General features: G+C 73.3%; 12 protein-coding genes. 3 read left to right on the top strand and 9 right to left on the bottom strand.

The features are described 5' to 3' along the window. Positions 1-10 precede the first annotated feature (10 nt). The 3 genes from ACWGDE_RS14115 to guaA form a co-directional block, all read right to left on the bottom strand. Complete coding sequence (locus tag ACWGDE_RS14115; protein ID WP_453389251.1) at positions 11-1,252, bottom strand: hypothetical protein; 1,242 nt, start codon at positions 1,250-1,252, stop codon at positions 11-13. A 117-nt stretch (positions 1,253-1,369) separates the two neighbouring features. After that, positions 1,370-2,161 (bottom strand): class II aldolase/adducin family protein, encoded by a 792-nt coding sequence (locus ACWGDE_RS14110; RefSeq protein WP_453389242.1) that lies wholly within the window; start codon positions 2,159-2,161, stop codon positions 1,370-1,372. Between the two features lie 139 nt (positions 2,162-2,300). Beyond that, a complete protein-coding gene (gene guaA, locus ACWGDE_RS14105) occupies positions 2,301-3,893 on the bottom strand; it encodes a glutamine-hydrolyzing GMP synthase (RefSeq protein WP_453389241.1) in 1,593 nt (530 codons plus the stop codon). A gap of 294 nt (positions 3,894-4,187) precedes the next feature. On the opposite strand from guaA, the gene ACWGDE_RS14100 reads away from it, so the two are divergent. Next, positions 4,188-4,451 carry a chorismate mutase gene (locus ACWGDE_RS14100; RefSeq protein WP_453389240.1) on the top strand — a complete coding sequence of 88 codons (264 nt, stop codon included), beginning with the start codon at positions 4,188-4,190 and terminating at the stop codon, positions 4,449-4,451. Between the two features lie 481 nt (positions 4,452-4,932). Here ACWGDE_RS14100 and ACWGDE_RS14095 read toward each other — a convergent pair whose 3' ends face one another. The 6 genes from ACWGDE_RS14095 to ACWGDE_RS14070 form a co-directional block, all read right to left on the bottom strand. Further along, positions 4,933-6,729 (bottom strand): GMC oxidoreductase, encoded by a 1,797-nt coding sequence (locus ACWGDE_RS14095; protein WP_453389239.1) that lies wholly within the window; start codon positions 6,727-6,729, stop codon positions 4,933-4,935. 18 nt (positions 6,730-6,747) lie between these two features. Continuing rightward, positions 6,748-8,376 carry a succinic semialdehyde dehydrogenase gene (locus tag ACWGDE_RS14090; protein ID WP_453389238.1) on the bottom strand — a complete coding sequence of 543 codons (1,629 nt, stop codon included), beginning with the start codon at positions 8,374-8,376 and terminating at the stop codon, positions 6,748-6,750. A 105-nt stretch (positions 8,377-8,481) separates the two neighbouring features. Continuing rightward, positions 8,482-10,152 carry a serine/threonine-protein kinase gene (locus ACWGDE_RS14085; protein WP_453389237.1) on the bottom strand — a complete coding sequence of 557 codons (1,671 nt, stop codon included), beginning with the start codon at positions 10,150-10,152 and terminating at the stop codon, positions 8,482-8,484. Positions 10,153-10,269: 117 nt separating this feature from the next. Further along, positions 10,270-13,203 (bottom strand): protein kinase, encoded by a 2,934-nt coding sequence (locus ACWGDE_RS14080; RefSeq protein WP_453389236.1) that lies wholly within the window; start codon positions 13,201-13,203, stop codon positions 10,270-10,272. Positions 13,204-13,397: 194 nt separating this feature from the next. Beyond that, complete coding sequence (locus tag ACWGDE_RS14075; protein WP_453389235.1) at positions 13,398-15,935, bottom strand: protein kinase domain-containing protein; 2,538 nt, start codon at positions 15,933-15,935, stop codon at positions 13,398-13,400. Between the two features lie 206 nt (positions 15,936-16,141). Continuing rightward, positions 16,142-17,860: a glycerol-3-phosphate dehydrogenase/oxidase gene (locus ACWGDE_RS14070; RefSeq protein WP_453389234.1), complete on the bottom strand. Its 1,719-nt coding sequence runs from the start codon at positions 17,858-17,860 to the stop codon at positions 16,142-16,144. Positions 17,861-18,199: 339 nt separating this feature from the next. Between ACWGDE_RS14070 and ACWGDE_RS14065 the strand changes: the two genes are divergently transcribed. Together ACWGDE_RS14065 and ACWGDE_RS14060 are read left to right on the top strand one after the other, a co-directional pair. Further along, positions 18,200-19,429: a nucleotide sugar dehydrogenase gene (locus tag ACWGDE_RS14065; RefSeq protein ID WP_453389233.1), complete on the top strand. Its 1,230-nt coding sequence runs from the start codon at positions 18,200-18,202 to the stop codon at positions 19,427-19,429. A gap of 149 nt (positions 19,430-19,578) precedes the next feature. Next, positions 19,579-20,142, top strand: coding sequence for a hypothetical protein (locus ACWGDE_RS14060; RefSeq protein WP_453389232.1), 564 nt, complete (start codon positions 19,579-19,581; stop codon positions 20,140-20,142). Positions 20,143-20,189: the final 47 nt, after the last annotated feature.

Genomic DNA, 20,189 nt, shown 5'->3' with positions numbered 1-20,189 from the left:
TGTACCCCCTTCACTCGGCCACCTCGATCGTGCACCCGTTGGATTCCACTCCGGCGGCGGTGACCACCTGGACCTCGATGCGCCCCGGTTCCACTTCGGCGGGCACCGGCACGGTCAGCACCGCGTCCGAGGGGTTGGTGAAACCGCCCGCCACCGGGACCAGCGGCACGTGCACGTGGACCGCCCCGACCCGGACCACCAGCCGGGCCAGCATTTCCGGCGTCTGCGCACCCGGCGGCACGAACCCCACGCCCCGGATCTCGATGTCGTCCCCGGGGCGGATCGCCGCGTCCAGATCCCCGGGCTCCCGTCTGCGCACCACGGACAGCACCAGCGGGCGGCTGCCCTCGGCGTACTTCGCCGCCAGGTACACGGCCGCGGACAGCGCCACCAGCAGCGCCAGCGCCCACGGCAGCTGCGGCAGGCGGTCCGGGAACCGGGCCAGCGACACCGCCGCGAAGGCCAGGACGACCGTGGAGACCAGGACGTACTGGGCGTCCGGGAAGGAGCCCCGGCCCGCGTCGTCCGTGAGCAGGTCGGCCCCGGTCGGCCGGTCCGCCGGCAGCTTCTGCAGCCGCTGCCCCATGATCCGTACGGAGACCACGCGGCGCACGACCACCGCGACCGCCGAGGTCAGCGACAGCACCGCCAGCAGCGGCAGCGCCCGGTCGAGGGCGAGCCCCGCGTACAGCGCCTGGCGCTCCGGTCCGGGCGAGGAGGCCGCGAGCCGCAGCGCGGGCAGCAGCGTCGCGAACGCGGTGAGCACGAGCCAGGCGCTCGGCACCGCCTTGGAGGTGGACAGCCGGTTGTCCTCGCCGACCAGCGGGGCCAGCAGCCCGCCCCGGACCGTCTGCGCGCGGGCCGCCACGGTCAGCAGGGCGGCGAGCGTGAGCGCGGCCAGCAGCCCGGCGGTGCGCGCCGTCGACCAGCCGGTGCCGAGCGCGGTGCCGACCTGGACCAGCAGCAGCACCCCGGCGGCGATCCACACGGCGAGCACGGCCCGCCGGGAGAGCAGGTACAGCCAGGAGTGCCCGGCCTCCCTGCCCCGGTCGGCGACCGTGCGCGCGGACAGGGTCAGTTCGTCGGACACCCACTGCCGGGACGCCCCGGCGGAGCGGGCGACGGCGGCCGGCAGCCCCTGCCCGGCGGCGAACTCGTCGCGCTTCTCCAGGAACGCGGCGACGGCGCGGCGGTGTCCCTCCCGTGCGCAGTCGTCGCAGGCACAGGCCGCGGTATGAGTACCTCTGGACATCTCTTGGACAGCCACGAGCGTGCCGCCTCTCTGAACTACGGTGCAATGCCAGCGAATTGTGCACCACTGCGGCAGTGCTCCGGATTGCGCACGATGTCAGAGCAGGTGATTAACCGTTCATGATGTTGACGCCACCTGTTCCAGCAGGGGCTGGCAGTTCACCCAGGCCGCCAGATCGGACCCGAACCGCTCCCGCGTGGCGACCGCGCTGTGGTGGCTGATGAGCACCGCTTTCCCGGCCGACCGCGCGATCAGCTGCACCTGCGCGGCGCGCTCCGCGGCGATGAACCACCAGGCCGCGGCGTCCACCGAGTCGCCGACGGTCAGCAGCCCCTGGTTGCGCAGGACCAGCGCCTTGTAGGGGCCGAGCGCGCCCGCGATCCGCTCGGCGTCCTCGACGCCCGCGTACTCGTCGAGCAGCGCGTGGTCCTCGTAGAAGGCGCAGGCCTCCTGGGTGACGGGGGCGATCAGTTCGCCGAGCGCCGCGAGCGCCCGGCCGTACGGGGCCTGCGTGCGGACGACGCCCACCACCCCCGGCCGGGCCCGGTGGACGGCGGCGTGCACGGCGAAGGCCAGCTGGTTGACCCGGCGCTCCCCCTGGCGGACCCGGCCCTCCCCGTCGACCAGCAGCAGGTCCCCGGGGCCCAGCGAGCCGAAGGCCCGGCCGAAGGGGTTGACCCAGTAGCAGTCCTCGAACTCCGGGTCCCGGGCGCTGACGTGGCCGCCCACCCCGTCCTCGTAGCCGAGCCGCCCCAGCAGCCGCAGCACCCCGGCGAGCCGCTCCTTGCGGTGGGCGCGCTCCTCGCCGGCGGTGGCGAACACCGGCGGCATCTCGAAACCCAGCCGCTCCACGGGCACGGGTGCGGGTGCGAACGCTCCTTCGCCTGCGCGTGCTGGCTGCTCGGCCATGGCCCCTCCTTCAAGGTCGCGGCGCAAGGTACCGGCGAGCGGCCGAAGAGGCCATACATGCGGCGAGGCCGCCGCTCCCGGGCGGGAACGGCGGCCTCGTGTCACGTCTTGCTCCAGCCCGACCGGCGGGCGGGCGGGACTACTCCCACTCGATGGTGCCCGGCGGCTTGCTCGTGCAGTCCAGGACCACGCGGTTGACGTCCGGCACCTCGTTGGTGATGCGGGTGGAGATCCGCGCGAGCACCTCGTACGGCATGCGCGTCCAGTCCGCGGTCATCGCGTCCTCGGAGGAGACGGGGCGCAGCACGATCGGGTGGCCGTAGGTGCGGCCGTCGCCCTGGACGCCGACGCTGCGGACGTCCGCGAGCAGGACGACCGGGCACTGCCAGATCTCGCGGTCCAGGCCGGCCGCGGTGAGCTCGTGGCGGGCGATGGCGTCGGCCTCGCGGAGCAGGTCCAGGCGCTCCTTGGTGACCTCGCCGACGATGCGGATGCCGAGGCCGGGGCCCGGGAAGGGCTGGCGCTGGACGATCTCGTCGGGCAGGCCGAGCTCCTGGCCGACCATCCGGACCTCGTCCTTGAACAGCTGGCGCAGCGGCTCGACGAGCTCGAACTCGATGTCGTCGGGGAGGCCGCCCACGTTGTGGTGGGACTTGATGTTCGCGGTGCCCGTGCCGCCGCCGGACTCGACGACGTCCGGGTACAGGGTGCCCTGCACGAGGAAGGCGACCGCGGGGCCGTCCTCCTGGAGGATCTCCAACTGCGCCTGCTCGAAGACGCGGATGAACTCACGGCCGATGATCTTGCGCTTGGTCTCCGGGTCGGAGACGCCGGCCAGCGCGTTCAGGAACCGCTCCTGCGCGTCGACGACCTTCAGCTGCACGCCGGTGGCCGCGACGAAGTCCTTCTCGACCTGCTCGGTCTCGCCCTTGCGCATCAGGCCGTGGTCGACGTACACGCAGGTGAGCTGCGAGCCGATGGCCTTCTGGACGAGCGCCGCCGCTACCGCCGAGTCCACGCCGCCGGACAGGCCGCAGATGGCGCGCTTGTCGCCGACCTGCTCGCGGATGGCCGCGATCTGCTCCTCGACGATGTTGCCGGTGGTCCAGGTGGGGGCCAGGCCGGCGCCGCGGTAGAGGAAGTGCTCCAGGATCTGCTGGCCGTGCGTGGAGTGCATCACCTCGGGGTGGTACTGCACGCCGTACAGCTTCTTCTCGTCGTTCTCGAAGGCGGCGACCGGGACGACGTTGGTCGACGCGGTGACGGAGAAGCCCTCGGGCGCGGCGGAGCAGGCGTCTCCGTGGGACATCCACACCGACTGGTTCTCGGGGGTGCCCTCGAAGAGCGTGGAGCCGGCCTTGGAGACGGCCAGCGGGGTGCGGCCGTACTCGCGGGCGCCGGTGTTGTCGACCTGGCCGCCGAGGGTGACCGCCATCAGCTGGAAGCCGTAGCACATGCCGAAGACGGGGACGCCGGCCTCGAAGAGGGCGCGCGCGTCGTCCAGGCGCGGGGCGCCTTCCTCGTACACGGAGGACGGGCCGCCGGAGAGGATGATCGCCTTGGGGTCCTTGGCCAGCATCTCGGCCACGGGCATCGTGCTGGGCACGATCTCGGAGTAGACCCGTGCCTCGCGGACGCGGCGGGCGATGAGCTGGGCGTACTGGGCGCCGAAGTCGACGACGAGAACCGTGTCCGGGGCGCTGTCGTGGGCGGCGGAGGGTGCTTCTGGCACGGGGCGGCCTTCCGGCGGAAGAGGTGGCTGTTTTGTCGATTCTAACGGGGGACCTGTACCCCTCTTCGTCTCACCATCCGAATCGGCTTGGCCCGGAGCGGGGCAGAGGGTCATAATCCGTTCCATGCGCAAGCAGCTGAGCTTCCTCTTTACCTATGGCACCGGCCGGTCCGGTCGCCATGGGTCATCGTGATGCTCGCTTGAGCCGCTGACTTCCCAGAGCGGCCCGGTCCGACAGGACCGGGGCGCTCCGCGTTTCCGCTCCCGTCGGCCCCCACCCACAGGAGACCGACCATGACCACGATCACCACCACCCCCGAGCAGCTGATCGCCGACTCCCGCGAGCGGATCGACGCCCTCGACGACCGGATCATCGGACTGATCCAGGAGCGGATGGCCGTCTCGGCCGTCATCCAGGAGGCCCGGATCGGTTCGGGCGGGCGCCGCGTGCACCTGTCCCGCGAGATGGAGGTCCTGACGCACTGGAGCGACGCCCTCGGCAAGCCCGGCACCTCGCTCGCCATGACCCTGCTGGAGCTGTGCCGCGGCCGGGTGTGAGGCCGTGACGGGTGTCCGTCCGAGGCCGTGACGGGGTGTCCGTCCGAGGCCGTGGCGCGCGTCCGCCTGAGCCGTGACGGGTGTTCGTCACCCGTCCGGACCGTGACCGCCCCCGGGGCCCTTCGTTGATGCGGGTGTCCGTGCCAGCCAGGCGCGGGACCGCAACACCACGCGTGGCTCCGCTGGAGCGATGAGGCGTGCGCCCCGTGGAGCGCGCGTCGTGGGACCTCGCTCCTTCGCGTGACCGGACGGCAGGGGACAGCAGCCCGGTCACCCCAAAAAAGACGGCCGGCCCAGGGGACGCCCCGGGCCGGCCGTTCTTCTGTGCGCCGTTCACGGCCCCTCGGCCGCGCGCTTCACCACGTGACGGATGCCACAGACCGGCGGAACGGATTCCGGTACAACCATCAGGGCGGAACACCTGTCACTTATGTACCGCGGCGGGTACGGCGCTCGGAGGGGGAGCGCCGTACCCGCCCGGTCATTCGGCCGGTTCCGTCGCGCGCGGCGGGATCGGCGGCACCGCGAGGAACGGCAGCCGCAGCGCCCCGAAGGCCTCCTTGGGGACGGCCGGGCGGATCGGCTCCACCGCCGACAGGCGGGTGTAGGCCGCACCCTGCTCCGGGCGCGGGTCGCTCTCGCCGTTGTTCGGCCAGTACGACATCGCCCGCTCCGCCTGCGCCGTGATGGTCAGCGAGGGGTTGACCCCGAGGTTCGCGGAGACGGCCGAGCCGTCCACCACCGAGATGCCGGGGTGCCCGTACAGCCGGTGGTACGGGTCGACCACCCCTTCCTCGGGCGAGGCGCCGATCGGGCAGCCGCCGAGGAAGTGGGCCGTCAGCGGGGTTCCCATCAGCTCGCCGACGTTGCTGCCCGGGAACCCGTTGATCTCCTGCGCGAGCAGCGTCGCCGCCTGCGTGGCCTCGGCGATCTGCACCGGGTTGGGCGCGCCGTGGCCCTGCCGGGCGGTGAGCAGGCCCTTCCCCAAGCCGCCGGGCTTGCGGTAGGTGGTCAGGGAGTTGTCGAGGGACTGCATGACCAGGCCGATGATGGTGCGCTCCGACCAGCGCCGGTTGGACAGCGAGCGCAGCAGCTGCACCGGGTGCTTCGCGGTCCGCCCGAACCAGGCCCGTACCCGGTGCTTGGAGTAGGGCACCTGGAGGATCGTCATGAACCCCATCGCGTTGGAGCCCTTGCCGTAGCGCACCGGCTCGATGTGCGTGTCGGCGTTGGGGTGCACCGAGGAGGTGATGGCCACGCCCCGGGTGAAGTCGGCCCGCCCGTTCTTGCCGTGCCGCTTGCGGTAGCGGCGGTCGTCGGTCTGCGCGCCCACGAGGCCTTCGGAGTTGGTCCGGGTCAGGTCGCCGAGCCGGTCCGACAGGCGGGGCAGCTCGCCGAGGTCCTTCATCGTGTGCAGCAGGGTCTGGGTGCCGTACGTGCCCGCCGCGACGACCACGTAGCGGGCGCGCAGCACCTTGGCCTTGCCGCGGCGCCGGCCGTCGGTGGGGACCGTCCGCACCCGGTAGCCGCCCTCCGGGTGTTCGGAGAGCGCGGTGACGGTGGTCATCGGGTGGATGACGGCGCCGGCCCGCTCGGCGAGGTGCAGGTAGTTCTCGTTCAGGGTGTTCTTCGCGCCGTGCCGGCAGCCGGTCATGCACTCGCCGCACTCGGTGCAGGCCTTGCGGACGGGGCCGGCGCCGCCGAAGTACGGGTCGGCGACCTCGTCCCCGGGACGGACCTTCGCGTGGCCCTCGGCGTCCTGACCGTCCCCGAAGAAGACGCCGACGGGGGCCATGTGGAAGGAGTCCTCGACGCCCATCCGTGCGGCGGCGGCCTTGAGGTGGACGTCGGAGGGGGTCATCGTCGGGTTGAGGCGCACCCCCAGCATCCGCTTGGCCTGGTCGTAGTACGGGGCGAGCTCGTCCCGCCAGTCCGTGATGGACGCCCACTGCCGGTCCTCGAAGAAGGCGGTGGGCGGCACGTAGAGGGTGTTGGCGTAGTTGAGCGAGCCGCCGCCCACCCCGGCGCCCGCGAGGACCATCACGTTGCCGAGCAGGTGGATGCGCTGGATCCCGTACAGGCCGAGGGCCGGGGCCCACAGGTAGTTGCGCAGGTCCCAGCTGTTCCTCGGCAGGCTCTCGCGGGTGAACCGGCGCCCCGCCTCCAGGACGCCGACCCGGTAGCCCTTCTCGGTGAGCCGCAGTGCCGAGACCGACCCCCCGAATCCCGATCCGATGACGATGACGTCGTAGTCGTACGACACTGCGGTGCCTCCCAAACGGAACGAACCTGCGGACTAGCGGAGTCGGAACGCCTTCATGACCTTGAGGCTGCGGGTCATGAACGCCGCGTACTTCTCGTCGTCCATGCCGAGCGAAGGCGCCATCGGCAGCAACCGCTGGTGGGCGACGGTCTGGGCCTCGGTGTACTTGAGGATGCCCTCGGAGCCGTGGCGGCGGCCCAGGCCGGACTCCTTCATGCCGCCCATGGGCGCCTGGGCGCTGCCGTAGGCGGGCGCGTAGCCCTCGTTGATGTTGACGGTGCCGGAGCGCAGGCGGGCCGAGACGGCGTGGCCGCGGCGGGAGTCCTTCGTCCACACGCTGGAGTTCAGGCCGTAGGGGGTGCCGTTGGCCTCCTCGATGACCGCGTCCTCGTCGGTGAAGCGGTAGATGGAGACGACCGGGCCGAAGGTCTCCTCCCCGCACACCGCCATGGGGGCCTCGACCCCGTCGAGGATGGTCGGCTCGTAGAAGAGCGGGCCGATGTCGGGGCGGGCGATGCCGCCCGCGACGAGCGTGGCGCCCTTGGCGACGGCGTCGTCCACGTGCCGCTGTACGACTTCCAGCTGGCGCTCGCCGGCCAGCGAGCCCATGTCGGCGCCGTAGGCGAGGGAGGAGCCCAGGCGCATGGCCTTGGTGCGGGCGGCGAAGCGGGCGACGAACTCGTCCGCGATCGAGGCGTGGACGTACAGCCGCTCGATGGAGATGCAGAGCTGGCCGGCGGAGGAGAAGCAGGCGCGGACGGCTCCGGCGGCTGCCTTCTCCACGTCGGCGTCGCGCAGGACGAGCATGGCGTTCTTGCCGCCGAGTTCGAGGGAGGCCCCGATCAGGCGGGCGGCGGCGCCCTGGGCGACCTCGCGGCCGGTACGCGTGGAGCCGGTGAACGAAACGTAGTCGGCGTGCCGGACCACCTCGGGGCCGACGACCGGGCCCTCGCCGAGGACGATCTGGAAGACCTCGGCCGGCAGACCCGCCTCGATCATCAGATCGCGGGCCCACAGGGCGGTGAGCGCGGTCTCGGTGTCGGGCTTCATCACGACGGCGTTTCCGGCGACGAAGGCGGGCAGGGCATCGCCGATGGACAGCTCGAGGGGGTAGTTCCAGGGGGCGATCTGGCCGATGACCCCGCGCGGCTGGCGCAGCTCGGTGACCTTGGTGAGCGTGGGCATGGCGCCCGTGTGGCCCTTGGGGCGCAGGTACGAGGGCGCCTTGCGGCCGTAGTGCCGGGCGGCGACGGTGACGGCCTGCACCTCCTCGTGGGCGTGCAGGCGGGCCTTGCCGGTCTCCAGCTGGATCAGGTCGAGCACCTCGGCCTGCCGGGAGAGGACGAGGTCGTGGAAGCGCAGCAGTACGGCGGCCCGCGCGCGGACGGGCACGGCGGCCCAGGCGGGCTGCGCGGCACGGGCCGCGGCGAAGGCGGCGGCCACGTCCTCGGGACTGGCCTCGGGCAGCTCCGCGAGCCTGTCCCCGGTGAAGGGGCTGTGGTTGGCGGTGCGGCCGGAGCCGGCCACGCCGCGGGTCAGCCGGGTGACCAGTTCTGGGGTCACCACGTCGGCGGCGCTCCGGGCGCCGGCCGGGGCCGGGGCGACCGGGTTGGTGGGCTGAGGGGCGCTGCGGAGGGGGGCCGGGGCCTGCGTGTCCGTCATGGCCGTGAGCGTATTGCGCCCGGGGGTGCTTTGGGTACCCGCCGGTAACCGGATTTTGCCATTTCTGCCAGTGATCGCTGGCAGGATGGCGGAAACGGGGCCCGTTCAGCCCGCCGCCGGCCGCGGCTGCCAGCCGCTGAGCACGGTGTCGAACTGCGACCGCGTCGTCGCCCAGTCCGCGGCCGGACCCGACATGTACACCGCGTACTCGGTGCCGTCCTGCTCGTAGTACATCTGCTCGACGGCCTTGCGGGGTCCGGCGATCACCCCCGCCTTCTCGGTCAGGCTGAACTCCCACAGGGCCGCCTTGACCTGCCCCCTGAAGGTGTTCGGCAGCAGCGTCAGGCGCACGTAGTCGGAGCGCTTGGCCACCTGCTTCTCCAGGTCGAGCATGTGCGCGTACGGGTTCTCGAACTCCGGCTTCGGATTCACCGCGAGCCGCAGGAAGTGCCTGCCGTCGTCCGGCGTGTAGTCGATCTGCGACCCGTTCACCTTGCGGGTCCAGCCGTCCGGCACGAACAGGGTGAAGCCCTCCGGGTCGACGACCTTGCGCCAGCCGTCCGGCACGGGCATTTCCCGCTGCCCCTTGGAGTCCCCGGTTCCGGACTCGCCGACCGTCTTGTCCGAGGTCTTGCCCGCGCCCGCGTCGCCGGTGTACTTCAGCACCCCGAAGACCCCGCCGCCGCCGAGCAGCGCCGCCACCAGGGCGACGACCGCCGCGCGCTTGACGCGGCCGCCCACGGAATCCGCCGAGGCCGGCCGCCCGGCCGACGGGGACCTGCCCGCCTCCGGCCCCGGCACCTGTACCTGCCCGTGCCCCGGCCCGTGCCCCTGCCCCGGCTCCGTCAGCGCGGCCGTGCCCGTGTCCGTCGGCTCGTTGCGGGCGGGGGACAGCTCCTCGGAGCCCAGCGCGCGCGTCGGTACGTACGCCTGGGCCGCCCTCGGCTCCCGGCCCTCCATCGCCTGCAGCAGCATCTGCTCGGCCTCGGCGGCCGAGGGCCGCTGCGCCGGGTCCTTGCGCAGCAGCGCCGTGATGACCGGGGCCAGCGCGCCCGCGTGGGCCGGGGCGGGCGGCTCGTCGTTCACCACGGCCTGGAGGCTGGAGATGGGCGACGTACGGCGGAACGGCGAGCGGGCCTCGACGGCCGTGTACAGGGTCGCGCCGAGCGACCACAGGTCTGAGGACGGGTCGGGGGACCCGCCCGTGACCCGCTCGGGGGCCAGGTAGTCGATGGAGCCGATGAGTTCACCGGTGCGCGTGATGGAGGAATCGCCCTCGATCGCGGCGATGCCGAAGTCCGCGAGCATCACCCGCCCGTCCTTGGCGAGCATCACGTTGCCCGGCTTCACGTCCCGGTGCAGTACGCCGACCGCGTGCGCGGCCCGCAGCGCGCCGAGCACGTGCAGCCCGATCCGGGCCGCCTCGCGGGGCTCGATCCGGCCGGCCGTCTTCGCCGCGTCCGCGAGGGAGGGGCCGTCGATGTACTCCATGACGATCCACGGCCGGTCGTCGTGCTCCAGGACGTCGTGGACGGTGACCACCGCGGGATGCTGGATGCGGGCCGCGGCCCGGGCCTCCTTCTGCGTCCGGGCGTGCATGACGTCCCGGTCGGCCTGGTTGACGTACAGGCCCGCCGTCAGCTCCTTGACGGCGACGGTCCTGTGCAGCAGCTCGTCGTGCGCGCGCCACACCTTGCCCATGCCGCCCCTGCCGATGGGCTCCACCAGCCGGTACCGGCCCGCGAGCACCGCACCCGCGCCTGTCTGCTCTTCCACGAATCTCCGCCGCCGCTCTGTGCACTTCCGGCCAGACTACGGATCGCGCGGGCGCCGTCGGTACCTCTCGGAGGCCGTTGGGCAGCACTGTGACGCAATTGCCGTACTGATTCTTCGTCAGCCGCCCGCTTGGTAACTGGCCGTCGCCTGCTCGAAGGCTTCGGTTACCTTGCCCTCCTGATCGAGCGGTCCGGTGACCAGGACGACGTGGTACGAGCCGCCGAGCGCGACCACGAAGTTGCGGGCCACGACGGAGCGCCCGTTGCCGTCGATCCACGTGTACCGGCCGGTGACGCGGAGCTGGTTGCCGACCTTGGTGGACTTGATGTCGCCGACGCTGGACCAGGTGGAGCTCCGGTACGGAGCCAGCTCGGGCTCCTTGTCCTTCTGGTACGTCGCCGGGTCCGGGTTGCCCTCGACCTTGTCCCGGCCGGGGACCACGGTCAGGGCGAACTCCCCCTCCGTGTAGCGCACCTGACCGGACTCGTTGATTCCGCGACGGTCCCAGCCGTTCGGGACGTTGATCTCGAAGTGCTCGGCGTCCTGCTGGGTGGTGTACCCGGGCGGAGCGGCGGCCTTGGTCTGCGGCGCGGGCTTGGACTCGGGCGGACTGGCCGAGGGGCTCGGCGTCGGGCCGGGACTGCGGCTCGGGCCCTGGCTGTTGGCCGGACTCTTGCCCGGGCTCTGCGCATGCGTGGTGGGCTGCCCCATCCCGGCCGCCTTCTGCCCGCCCTGGTCCGCGGACCGGGGCATGAAGAACATCGCGTAGGCCACGGCTCCCGCGAGCAGGACGAGTATCCCGAGCAGCAGGGAACGCCCCAGCGAGCGCGGCTTGCGGGGGTGTTCGGCGCTGCGGTGGCGGCCGTGCAGCTCGGCCCGCCGCCGTACGACGGGCAGCCGGGCGGGGTCCGGCTCCGGCATCGGGTGCAGCAGGGCGAAGCCGCCGTCGGGCTCCGGCGCGGAGCGCACGAGGGAGCGCAGCCAGCCGCGGAGCTCCTCGAAGTCGGGGCGCTCGGTGGGGTCCTGGCGCAGCAGCGATTCCACGACCGGGCGCAGCGGGCCGCACTCCTCGGCGAAGGCGGGGGCCTCGGCGCAGACCAGCTCCACGAGCTCGGCGACGCTGTCCTCGGGGTACGGGGCGTGGCCCTGCACGGCGCGGTACAGCAGCGCACCGAGCCCCCAGAGGTCGGTGGCGGGCCCGACGGGAGCGGCCAGCTGCCACGGCCCGTGCACGGCCTGCGCCTGCTCGGGCGACCAGCGCTCGGTCACGGCCCCGACGACGGCCATCCGCGTCTGCCGGGCCCGCTCGGCATCGAGCCCGCTCCGGGGCCCGCTCCCCCACCCGGCCCCCTGCACGGAAGCACTGCCGGCCGGGGCGGGCTGCCCGTACGCGGGAGCAGTGCCCGCCGGGGCCTGCGGCTCGTAGGCGGGAGCACCGCCTGCCGGGGCGGGCTGCCCGTACGTGGGAGCACCGCCAGCCGGGGCCTGCGGCTCGTACCCGGCTGCGCCGTCCGCCGAAGGCTGCGCCGGCTGCCCGTACCCGGCGGCGTCGCTTGTCGCGGGCCGCGCCGGCTGCCCGTAGCGGGAGTCCGGGGCCTCGGCCTGGCGGTAGCCCTGGGGAAGGGAGAGCTGCGCGGGCAGCACGGGACGGGCCGGCACGCTGGGCAGCGCCTGCCGGTTCGGGCGAGCCTGCGGGGGCTGCGGGTGCGGCGCGGCCTGCGGGGGCCGCGTGCTCTGCGGAGGCTGGGCGGCCGGTGCGGCCGGCACCCCCTGCGGGTCCGTGTCCCGGGGCGTGGGCGGAGCCTGCGGCTCGGGTTCCGCCGCGGGCAGGGCCTGCCGGCGCGGGGTGGCGCCGTGCCAGCTGCCACCGCCCTCCGGACCGCCGTACGGGTACGAGTACCCCTGCGGCAGGTTCGACCCCTCGGGCCTCGGCTCCGCCGCCGGCTCCGCTCCCGGATCGGCGCCCGCCTTGCGCTGCTCGGTGATCCTCGCGGCGGCCTGTGCCCCGGCCCGGTACGCGGCGATGGCCCCGGCCCGCGCGGCCGCCTTCAGATCGGGCCGCTCCCCGGCGCCGCCGGGGGTTATGTGGTCGCTGTAGCGCGGCCCGGTGTCGTACCCCGGAGCCACGAGCGGCGCGTACCCGGGCGCCTCGGCCCCGGAGCCGGGCGCGCGCACGGCCGGGCCCGCACCGCTCCCGGAGGACTCGCCGGGATCCGCTCCGTAGCCGGAACCCGGGCCGCTCACCGCGAGTTCGCCGGACCCTGCGCCGTAGCCGGTCACCGGCCCGGCCGCGGGTCCGGTCGCGGGTCCCGTCGCCGGTCCGGTCAGCGGGGCCGTGCCGGGCCCGGGTCCGGTCCGGGGGCCGGCCCCCGGGGCGCCACCGGAACCGGCGGAGCCACCGGAGCCGTATCCCGTCGGCCGGGCGGGAGTCGCGTAGCCCTCGTCCTCGGGCCGCCCGGCGCCCTCCCTCGGCGGGACCGGGTCGTAGCCGCACAGGGCGTCCTCAGCCGCGCCCGCGGCCAGGCCGGTCAGGACGACCCGGCCGTCCTCGCAGATCAGTACCGTCCGCGTGGTGATGTTCCGATGCGTCCATCCGTGCGCGTGCAGCACCCGCAGCGCGGTCAGCACGTCCGCCGCGACCTCCGCCGCCCGGTACGGGGTCAGCGGTTCGTCGGCGATCAGCGCCGCCAGCGGTCTGGCCGGTACGAGTTCGCTCACTATCCACAGCGACCCGCCCTCCGCGAACACGTCGAAGACCTGGTCCAGCCGCGGATGGTCCGGCACGGAGGCCGCCGCCTGCGCCGCCTCGATCGCCCTGCGCACCGCGGGCAGTTCACCGGAGGCGCGCCGGACCCCGGCGGCAGCCGGACCGCCCCGCGTGCCGTCCAGCAGCTCCGCGTCCACGACCTCCGGCAACGGCACCTGCCGTACGAGGACTTCCTGCCCGCTCCGCGTGTCGAAGGCCCGGGTCTCGATCAGTTCGTACTCGTCCGACGGAGGCAGCGGCAGGCGGTAGCGGTCGGCCAGGATCCGGCCCGCGTAGTCCTCCACATCGCCTCCCCCGAGAGCAGTAGGGCCCGTCCCCCCGGTCCCGCTGACACGATACGACGCCCGGGGCGCCCGCGTCCCGGCCCTGGCAAGGCTCGCCCCGGGTCCGCCCCGCTCGCCCGGTGCTCGCCCGGCGCTCGCGCGCCACTCGCCCGGCTTTGGGCCCGAGTTCGGCCCGGGTCCGCCCCGGGCCCGGCTCAGCCCTGCGGCTGGAAGGTCTGGAACGCCGTGTTGCGCATCTGCGTGCACTCTTCCGCGTCCCACTGATCGGCCGCGCAGCTGATCATGATGGCGTAGCCGCGCTTCGCGTCGACCTTGAACCCGCGGTCGAGTACACGGACCCTCATACCCTTCTGGTCCCGCTCGAACTCCCAGTCCGCCACGGTCGGGTAGCCCCGGTAGTCCACCACCGCGAGGCGCAGCAGCTTGTAGTTGGAGCTGCTGCCCGCCACCGCGGGGGCCAGCTCGGCCCAGGCCGCGCGCGCGTCGTCGCCCGGCGAGCTGTTGAAGTCGACCTGGATCCGCGGGAATCCGCCGTCACGGCTGTAGATGACACCGGAGTTCGAACCGACCGTGCCGGTCGGCTTGAACCCGTCGGGCATCGCCATCGAGAAGTGGAAGCCGGGGTCGGTCACGGTGGAGTACCCGGGCGGGAGCGCGCCCCCGGGGCCCCCGGGCGTGGCGCCCTGGCCCTGACCGGGGGTGGTGCCCGTGCCGCCCGTACCGGTGCCGGTGCCCGGCGACTGGCCCGGACTCGGCGAGCCGGCTCCGCCGTTGGCCGCCTGGTCCCCGGTCTTCGGCGAGGGCGACGCGGCCGGCGACTGCCCGGCCGCCGGGCTGGAGGCGGCAGCAGAGTGCTTGCCGTCCTGCTTGGCGTCGCCCTTGTCCCCGCCGATGGCGTAGGCGATGAGCGAGCCTATGACCGCGAGCGCGACGACCACGCCGGCTATCGCGAGGGCGATGGTGCGGCGGGGCACGACGTCCGTGAGCGGCGCCGCGACGGGCTGGGGCCGCGAGGTCGGGGGCTCGGCGGCGGTCGCCGCCACGGGGGCGCTCGCCGCGGCCGCCTTGCGGGCCGACTTCAGCGCGGCGCGGGCACGCTCGCGCTGTTCGCGCTCACGACGCTCGCGTTCCTTCTTCTCCGCCTTCTCCGCTGCCTTGGCGGCCTTCTCCGCGTCCGCCTTCTCCGCGGCCTCCTGCGCCGCGGCGAGCGATATCTGCCGGGTTTCCTCGGCGGTCGCGGCCGCCACGGGGGCCGGCGGCGGCTCGGGCGCGTCGATCACGGCGGTCAGCATCGCCCGCGCGCGGTCGTCGTCGAGACGTCGGGCCGGGTCCTTGACGAGGAGGCCGTAGATCACGTCCGTCAGCGGACCGGCGTTCTTGGGCGGGTCCACCGGCTCGGTCATCACGGCGGTGAGCGTCGCGAGGGCCGATCCCTTGTCGTACGGGGGCACGCCTTCGACCGAGGCGTAGAGCAGACCGCCGAGCGACCACATGTCCGCCGGCGGGCCGGGGCGCTGACCGCGGGCGCGCTCCGGGGAGATGTACGAGGGCGCGCCGACGAGCATGCCGGTGGAGGTGACGGAGGGGTCGCCCTCGACCTGGGCGATGCCGAAGTCGGTGAGGACCACGCGGCCGTTGCCGTTGTCGGCGAGGAGCACGTTGGAGGGCTTCACGTCGCGGTGCAGGATGCCCTGCCGGTGCGCGGCACGCAGTACGTCGAGCACGGCCAGGCCGACTTCGGCGGCGCGACGGGGCGTCAGCGGGCCGTTCTCCCGGACGAACTCGGCGAGCGAGGGGCCCTCGATGAGCTCCATGACGATCCACGGCCGGCCGTCCTCGTCGACCACGTCGTAGACGGTCACCGCTCCGCCGCTGCGGATCCGCGCGATGGCCTTGGCCTCGCGGAGGGTGCGGGTGATGAGGCGGCGCTTCTCGTCGTCGTCGACGCCGGTGCCGAAGCGGAGTTCCTTGACGGCGACGGTGCGGCCGAGGGTCTCGTCCTCGGCGCGCCAGACGGTGCCCATGCCGCCCTTGCCGAGGACGTCGCCGAGCCGGTAGCGGCCCGCGAGCAGCCGGCCCTCGTCCTGCGGGCCCTCCCCCGCCTTGGCCGCGGCCGCCTTGACGGCGGCCGCCACCTCGTCGGCCTTGCTCATGGCAGCGGGCTTGGCGTCCTGCGGCTCCACCACGACGGGCTCGCGCGGCTCCGGCACGGCAGCAACGGGCTCCGCATCCTCCGGCTCGGCAACAGCCTTCGCGGCCGCGGGCTTGCGCAACTCGAGCTTCGCGTCTTCCGGCTCCGCCACACCGGCCTTGGCGGCCGCGGGCTTGCGCAACTCGAGCTTCGCGGCGGCAGGCTTCGCCACCTCGGCCTCCGCAGCCCCAGGTTCCACGACCGCCGCCTCCGCCTCAACGGCGACGGGCTTCGCGTCCTCGGGCTCCGCAGCCGCGGGCTTCGCGTCCTCCGGCTCCGCGGCCGCGGCCTTGCGCGGCGCGGGCTTCGCGGCCGCCGGCTTCGCCGTCGCGGGCTTGCGCGTGCGCGGCTTCGCGACGGCGGGCTTCGGGTCCGCGACCGCGTCCCGCGGCTCCGCCGACCCGGCCGACGGTATGTCCTCGGCCGCGGACTCGGCCGCCGGCTTCGCGGCATCCGCAACCGCCTGACCAGCACTGGACTTCGCGCCCCGCGGCTTCACGGCCGGGGGCTTCGGGTCCGCGGGGGTGGCCGCCGGAGGCACCGGCGATCCCGTCCCGACAGACGGTTCCGGCGACTCGGTGTGCTCCGGCTTCGACATGCGTCCCCTCTGCGATCGTGCCGCCTGTTCCGGTTGCCCCGGCAGCAGCCGGGGTGCCCGGTAACCCGCCCCGGCAGAACCCTCATTGTCCCTTACTCCGCAACGGACGGGAGCCCCGGGTCCGCGGTTCCCCCCTCGATGTGACGGACTTACAACGGGACGATGTCCGGCGCCCCCAGCCGCGCGGCATCCGCCGTCTGGTCGTCCGGCTGACGCTGCGATTCCCGCTCCGCCTGCACCCGCTTCTCGTAGTGCTCCACTTCCTTCTCGATCTGCTGTTTGTCCCAGCCCAGAACCGGAGCCATCAACTCCGCGCATTCCCGGGCCGATCTCGTTCCCCGGTCGAAGGTCTCGATCGAGATCCGCGTACGCCTCGTCAGCACGTCGTCCAGATGCCGCGCCCCCTCGTGCGAGGCCGCGTAGACGACTTCGGCCCGGAGGTAGTCGTCCGCGCCCGTCAGCGGCTCCGCGAGCGTGGGGTCCGCCGCGATCAGCGACAGCAGTTCCTCGATCAGGGACCCGTACCGGTTCAACAAATGCTCCACCCGCACCACATGGAGCCCGGCCCGCGCCGCGATCCGCGCCCGCGCGTTCCACAGGGCCCGGTACCCCTCCGCGCCCACCAGCGGCACGTCCTCCGTCACGCACTCAGCGACCCGCTGGTCCAGGCCGTGCACGGCCTCGTCCACCGCGTCCTTGGCCATCACCCGGTACGTCGTGTACTTGCCGCCGGCCACCACCACCAGCCCCGGCACCGGGTGCGCCACCGTGTGCTCGCGCGAGAGCTTGCTCGTCGCGTCCGACTCCCCGGCCAGCAGTGGCCGCAGGCCCGCGTAGACCCCCTGGACGTCGTCCCTGGTGAGCGGGACCGCCAGTACCGAGTTCACGTGCTCCAGCAGGTAGTCGATGTCGGCGCTCGACGCCGCCGGATGCGCCTTGTCCAGGTCCCAGTCGGTGTCCGTGGTGCCCACGATCCAGTGCCGGCCCCACGGGATCACGAACAGCACGGACTTCTCGGTCCGCAGGATCAGCCCGGTCGAGGAGTGGATCCGGTCCTTCGGGACAACGAGGTGGATGCCCTTCGACGCCCGCACGTGGAACTGCCCGCGCTCCCCGATCAGCGCCTGGGTGTCGTCCGTCCACACCCCCGTGGCGTTGACGACCTGCTTCGCGCGGATCTCGTACTCCCCGCCGCCCTCCACGTCCTGCACGCGCGCGCCGACGACCCGTTCGCCCTCCCGGAGGAAGCCGACGACCCTCGCCCGGTTGGCGCACTGCGCCCCGTACGCGGCGGCCGTGCGCACCAGGGTCGCCACGTAGCGCGCGTCGTCCATCTGGGCGTCGTAGTACTGCAGGGCGCCCACGAGCGCGTCCTTGCGCAGCGCCGGCGCGATCCGCAGGGCGCGCCGCCGCGAGAGGTGGCGGTGGGTGGGCAGCCCGCGCCCGTGGCCGCTGGACATGGACATCGCGTCGTACAGCGCGACGCCGGAGCCCGCGTAGAACCGTTCCCACCCCTTGTGCTGCAACGGGTAGAGGAACGGCACCGGCTTGACCAGGTGCGGCGCGAGCCGCCCGAGCAGCAGGCCTCGCTCCTTCAGTGCCTCCCGCACGAGGGCGAAGTCGAGCATCTCCAGGTATCTGAGCCCGCCGTGGATCAGCTTGCTGGAGCGGCTGGAGGTGCCGGAGGCCCAGTCCCTCGCCTCCACCAGCCCGGTCGCCAGCCCTCTGGTCACGGCGTCGAGGGCGGTGCCGGCGCCCACCACGCCCGCGCCGACCACCAGCACGTCCAGCTCCCGCTCGGCCATCGAGGCGAGTGCCTCGGCGCGCTGCACCGGCCCCAGTGCCGCGGTCCCTCCTCCCGCGCCCATCCCCGCCCCCGTACCCGTACCCGAACCTGCGCCCGTCCCTGCCCCTGTCCCAGTCCTCACGGCTGCCTGCCTCCCGTAGACGCGGGTCGCCGCGTCCGCCCTATGCGGTCATCCCACCCGATGTGGGTGATCCCGCTCACATCGCCCGTTCATGATTCTGACCGGCCGCATCCACATCAGCCACCGCCTGTGGATAACACGACGACGACCAGCACCCCTGAATACGACATATCTGTCATATATACGCCTAGTCTGACATTGCGCCAGCTCTCCTCCTCCACAGGACTTGCGCGCACCGCCCCCACATGCATGTCAGGGAAGGGAAGGGACGGCAGCCCCATGCCCGCAGATCTCGCCGTCATCGGACTCGGCCATCTCGGCCTCCCGCTCGCCCAGGCAGCCGTGGCCGCCGGGATCGAGACGGTCGGCTACGACAGCGGTCCGGCGACGGACTCCACCCTCACCGCCGCCGAGATCCGCCGCATGTCGGCGGCCGGCTTCCGGGTCACCACCAACCCCGCTGAACTCGGCCGGGTCCGCACCGCCGTCATCTGCGCCCCCACCCAGCTCGGCGCGGACCGCGCACTCGACCTGTCCGCGGTCGGCGAGGCGGGCCGCACGCTCGCCGCGCGGCTGCGCCCGCACACCACCGTCATCCTCGAATCGGCCGCCCACCCGGGCGTCACCGAGGACTACCTGCGCCCGATCCTCGAATCGGGCTCCCGGCTGCGCGCCGGCCGGGACTTCCACCTGGCCTACTCCCCCAGCCGCCTGGACCCCGGCAACCGCACGCACGGCATCTCCAACACCCCCAAGGTGATCGGCGGCCTCACCCCCGCCTGCACCGAGTCCGCGCACGCCTTCTACGCCCGCCTCACCGAGAAGGTGGTGCGCGCCCGCGGCCTGCGCGAGGCCGAAACGGTCCAGCTCCTGGAAACGAACTACCGGCACGTCAACATCGCCCTCATGAACGAGATGGCCGTGCTCTGCCACGACCTCGGCGTGGACCTGTGGGACGTCATCCGGTGCGCCGAGACCAAGCCGTACGGGTTCCAGGCCTTCCGCCCCGGCCCCGGAGTCGGCGGCCACGGCGTCCCCCTCGACCCCAACTACCTCCCCCACACCACCCGCACCCCGGGCCACCCGCTGCGCATGGTCGGCCTGGCGCAGGAGATCAACAACCGGATGCCCCAGTACGTCATCCAGCGCAGCGCCACCCTGCTCAACGAGCACGGGAAGTCCGCCCGCGGCGCCCGCGTCCTCCTCCTGGGCGTCACCTACAAGCCGGACCTGGCCGACCAGGAGGGCTCCCCGGCGCGCGAGATCGCCAGCCGGCTCCTCGACCTCGGGGCGCTGATCAGCTACCACGACCCGTACATCGGCGGATGGCGCGTCAGGGACCAGCCGGTCCCCCGGGCCGAATCGTTGTACGAGGCCGCGGCCAACGCCGACCTGACGATCCTGCTCCAGCACCACCGCACGTACGACCTCCAAGGCCTGGCGGTGAAGGCCCAGTTGCTCCTGGACACCCGGGGCGCCAGCCCGGTGGGCGCCGCGCACCGCCTGTAGCCCGCCCCGCCTGCCCCGTCCCGGTTGACCGAAACCCCCTCCACGGATGTCGCGGGCTGCTGCTAGCCTGCGGCGACTTATCTCGCGCATACACCCCACGTACAGCCGTGCGGTTCCCTTGCGCCCGAATCCCTGGGGGGGATTTCTCCATGAGCCAGCAGTTCCAGCCGCCCGCGCCCGAGTCCGCCAACCCCGCGACCGACGCCGCCCAGACCCCGGCGGGCATCCCGGCCCAGTCCGGCGCCTCCTTCCTGACCCCGCCCCCGGCCCAGTCCGGCGCCGACTTCCTCGCCCCGGCCCCGGTCCGCCCGGGCAACGTGGGCCTCGGCATCGTCGCCGCGCTCGTGGGTGCCCTGGTCGCGGCCGCGGCGTACGGCGGCATCATGAACGCCATCGAGCGCGAGATCGGCTACGCGGCGGTCGGCGTCGGCGCCATCGTCGGCTTCGCGGCGGGCAAGCTCGGCGGCCGCAACCCGATCCTCCCGATCGTCGGCGCGGCCTTCTCGGTCGCCTCGGTCTTCCTCGGCGAGCTGTTCTTCTACGCGCTCGCGATGGCCGGAGCCGCCAACGTCGGCGTGGGCGAGGTGCTGGACACGATCGGCGTCTCCGGTCTGGTCGACATCTGGAAGGAAGACGCGGACCCCCTGACCTTCCTCTTCCTGGGTCTCGGCGCCTTCGCCGGCTACGGCTCCGCCAAGAAGATCGGCGACTGAGGCCGAACGACGTACGCCGGAGGGCCGGCACCCCGTTCGGGGTGCTA

The organism is Streptomyces sp. NPDC054956 (genome assembly GCF_053609185.1).
This window is presented reverse-complemented; position numbering and strand designations above follow the sequence as displayed.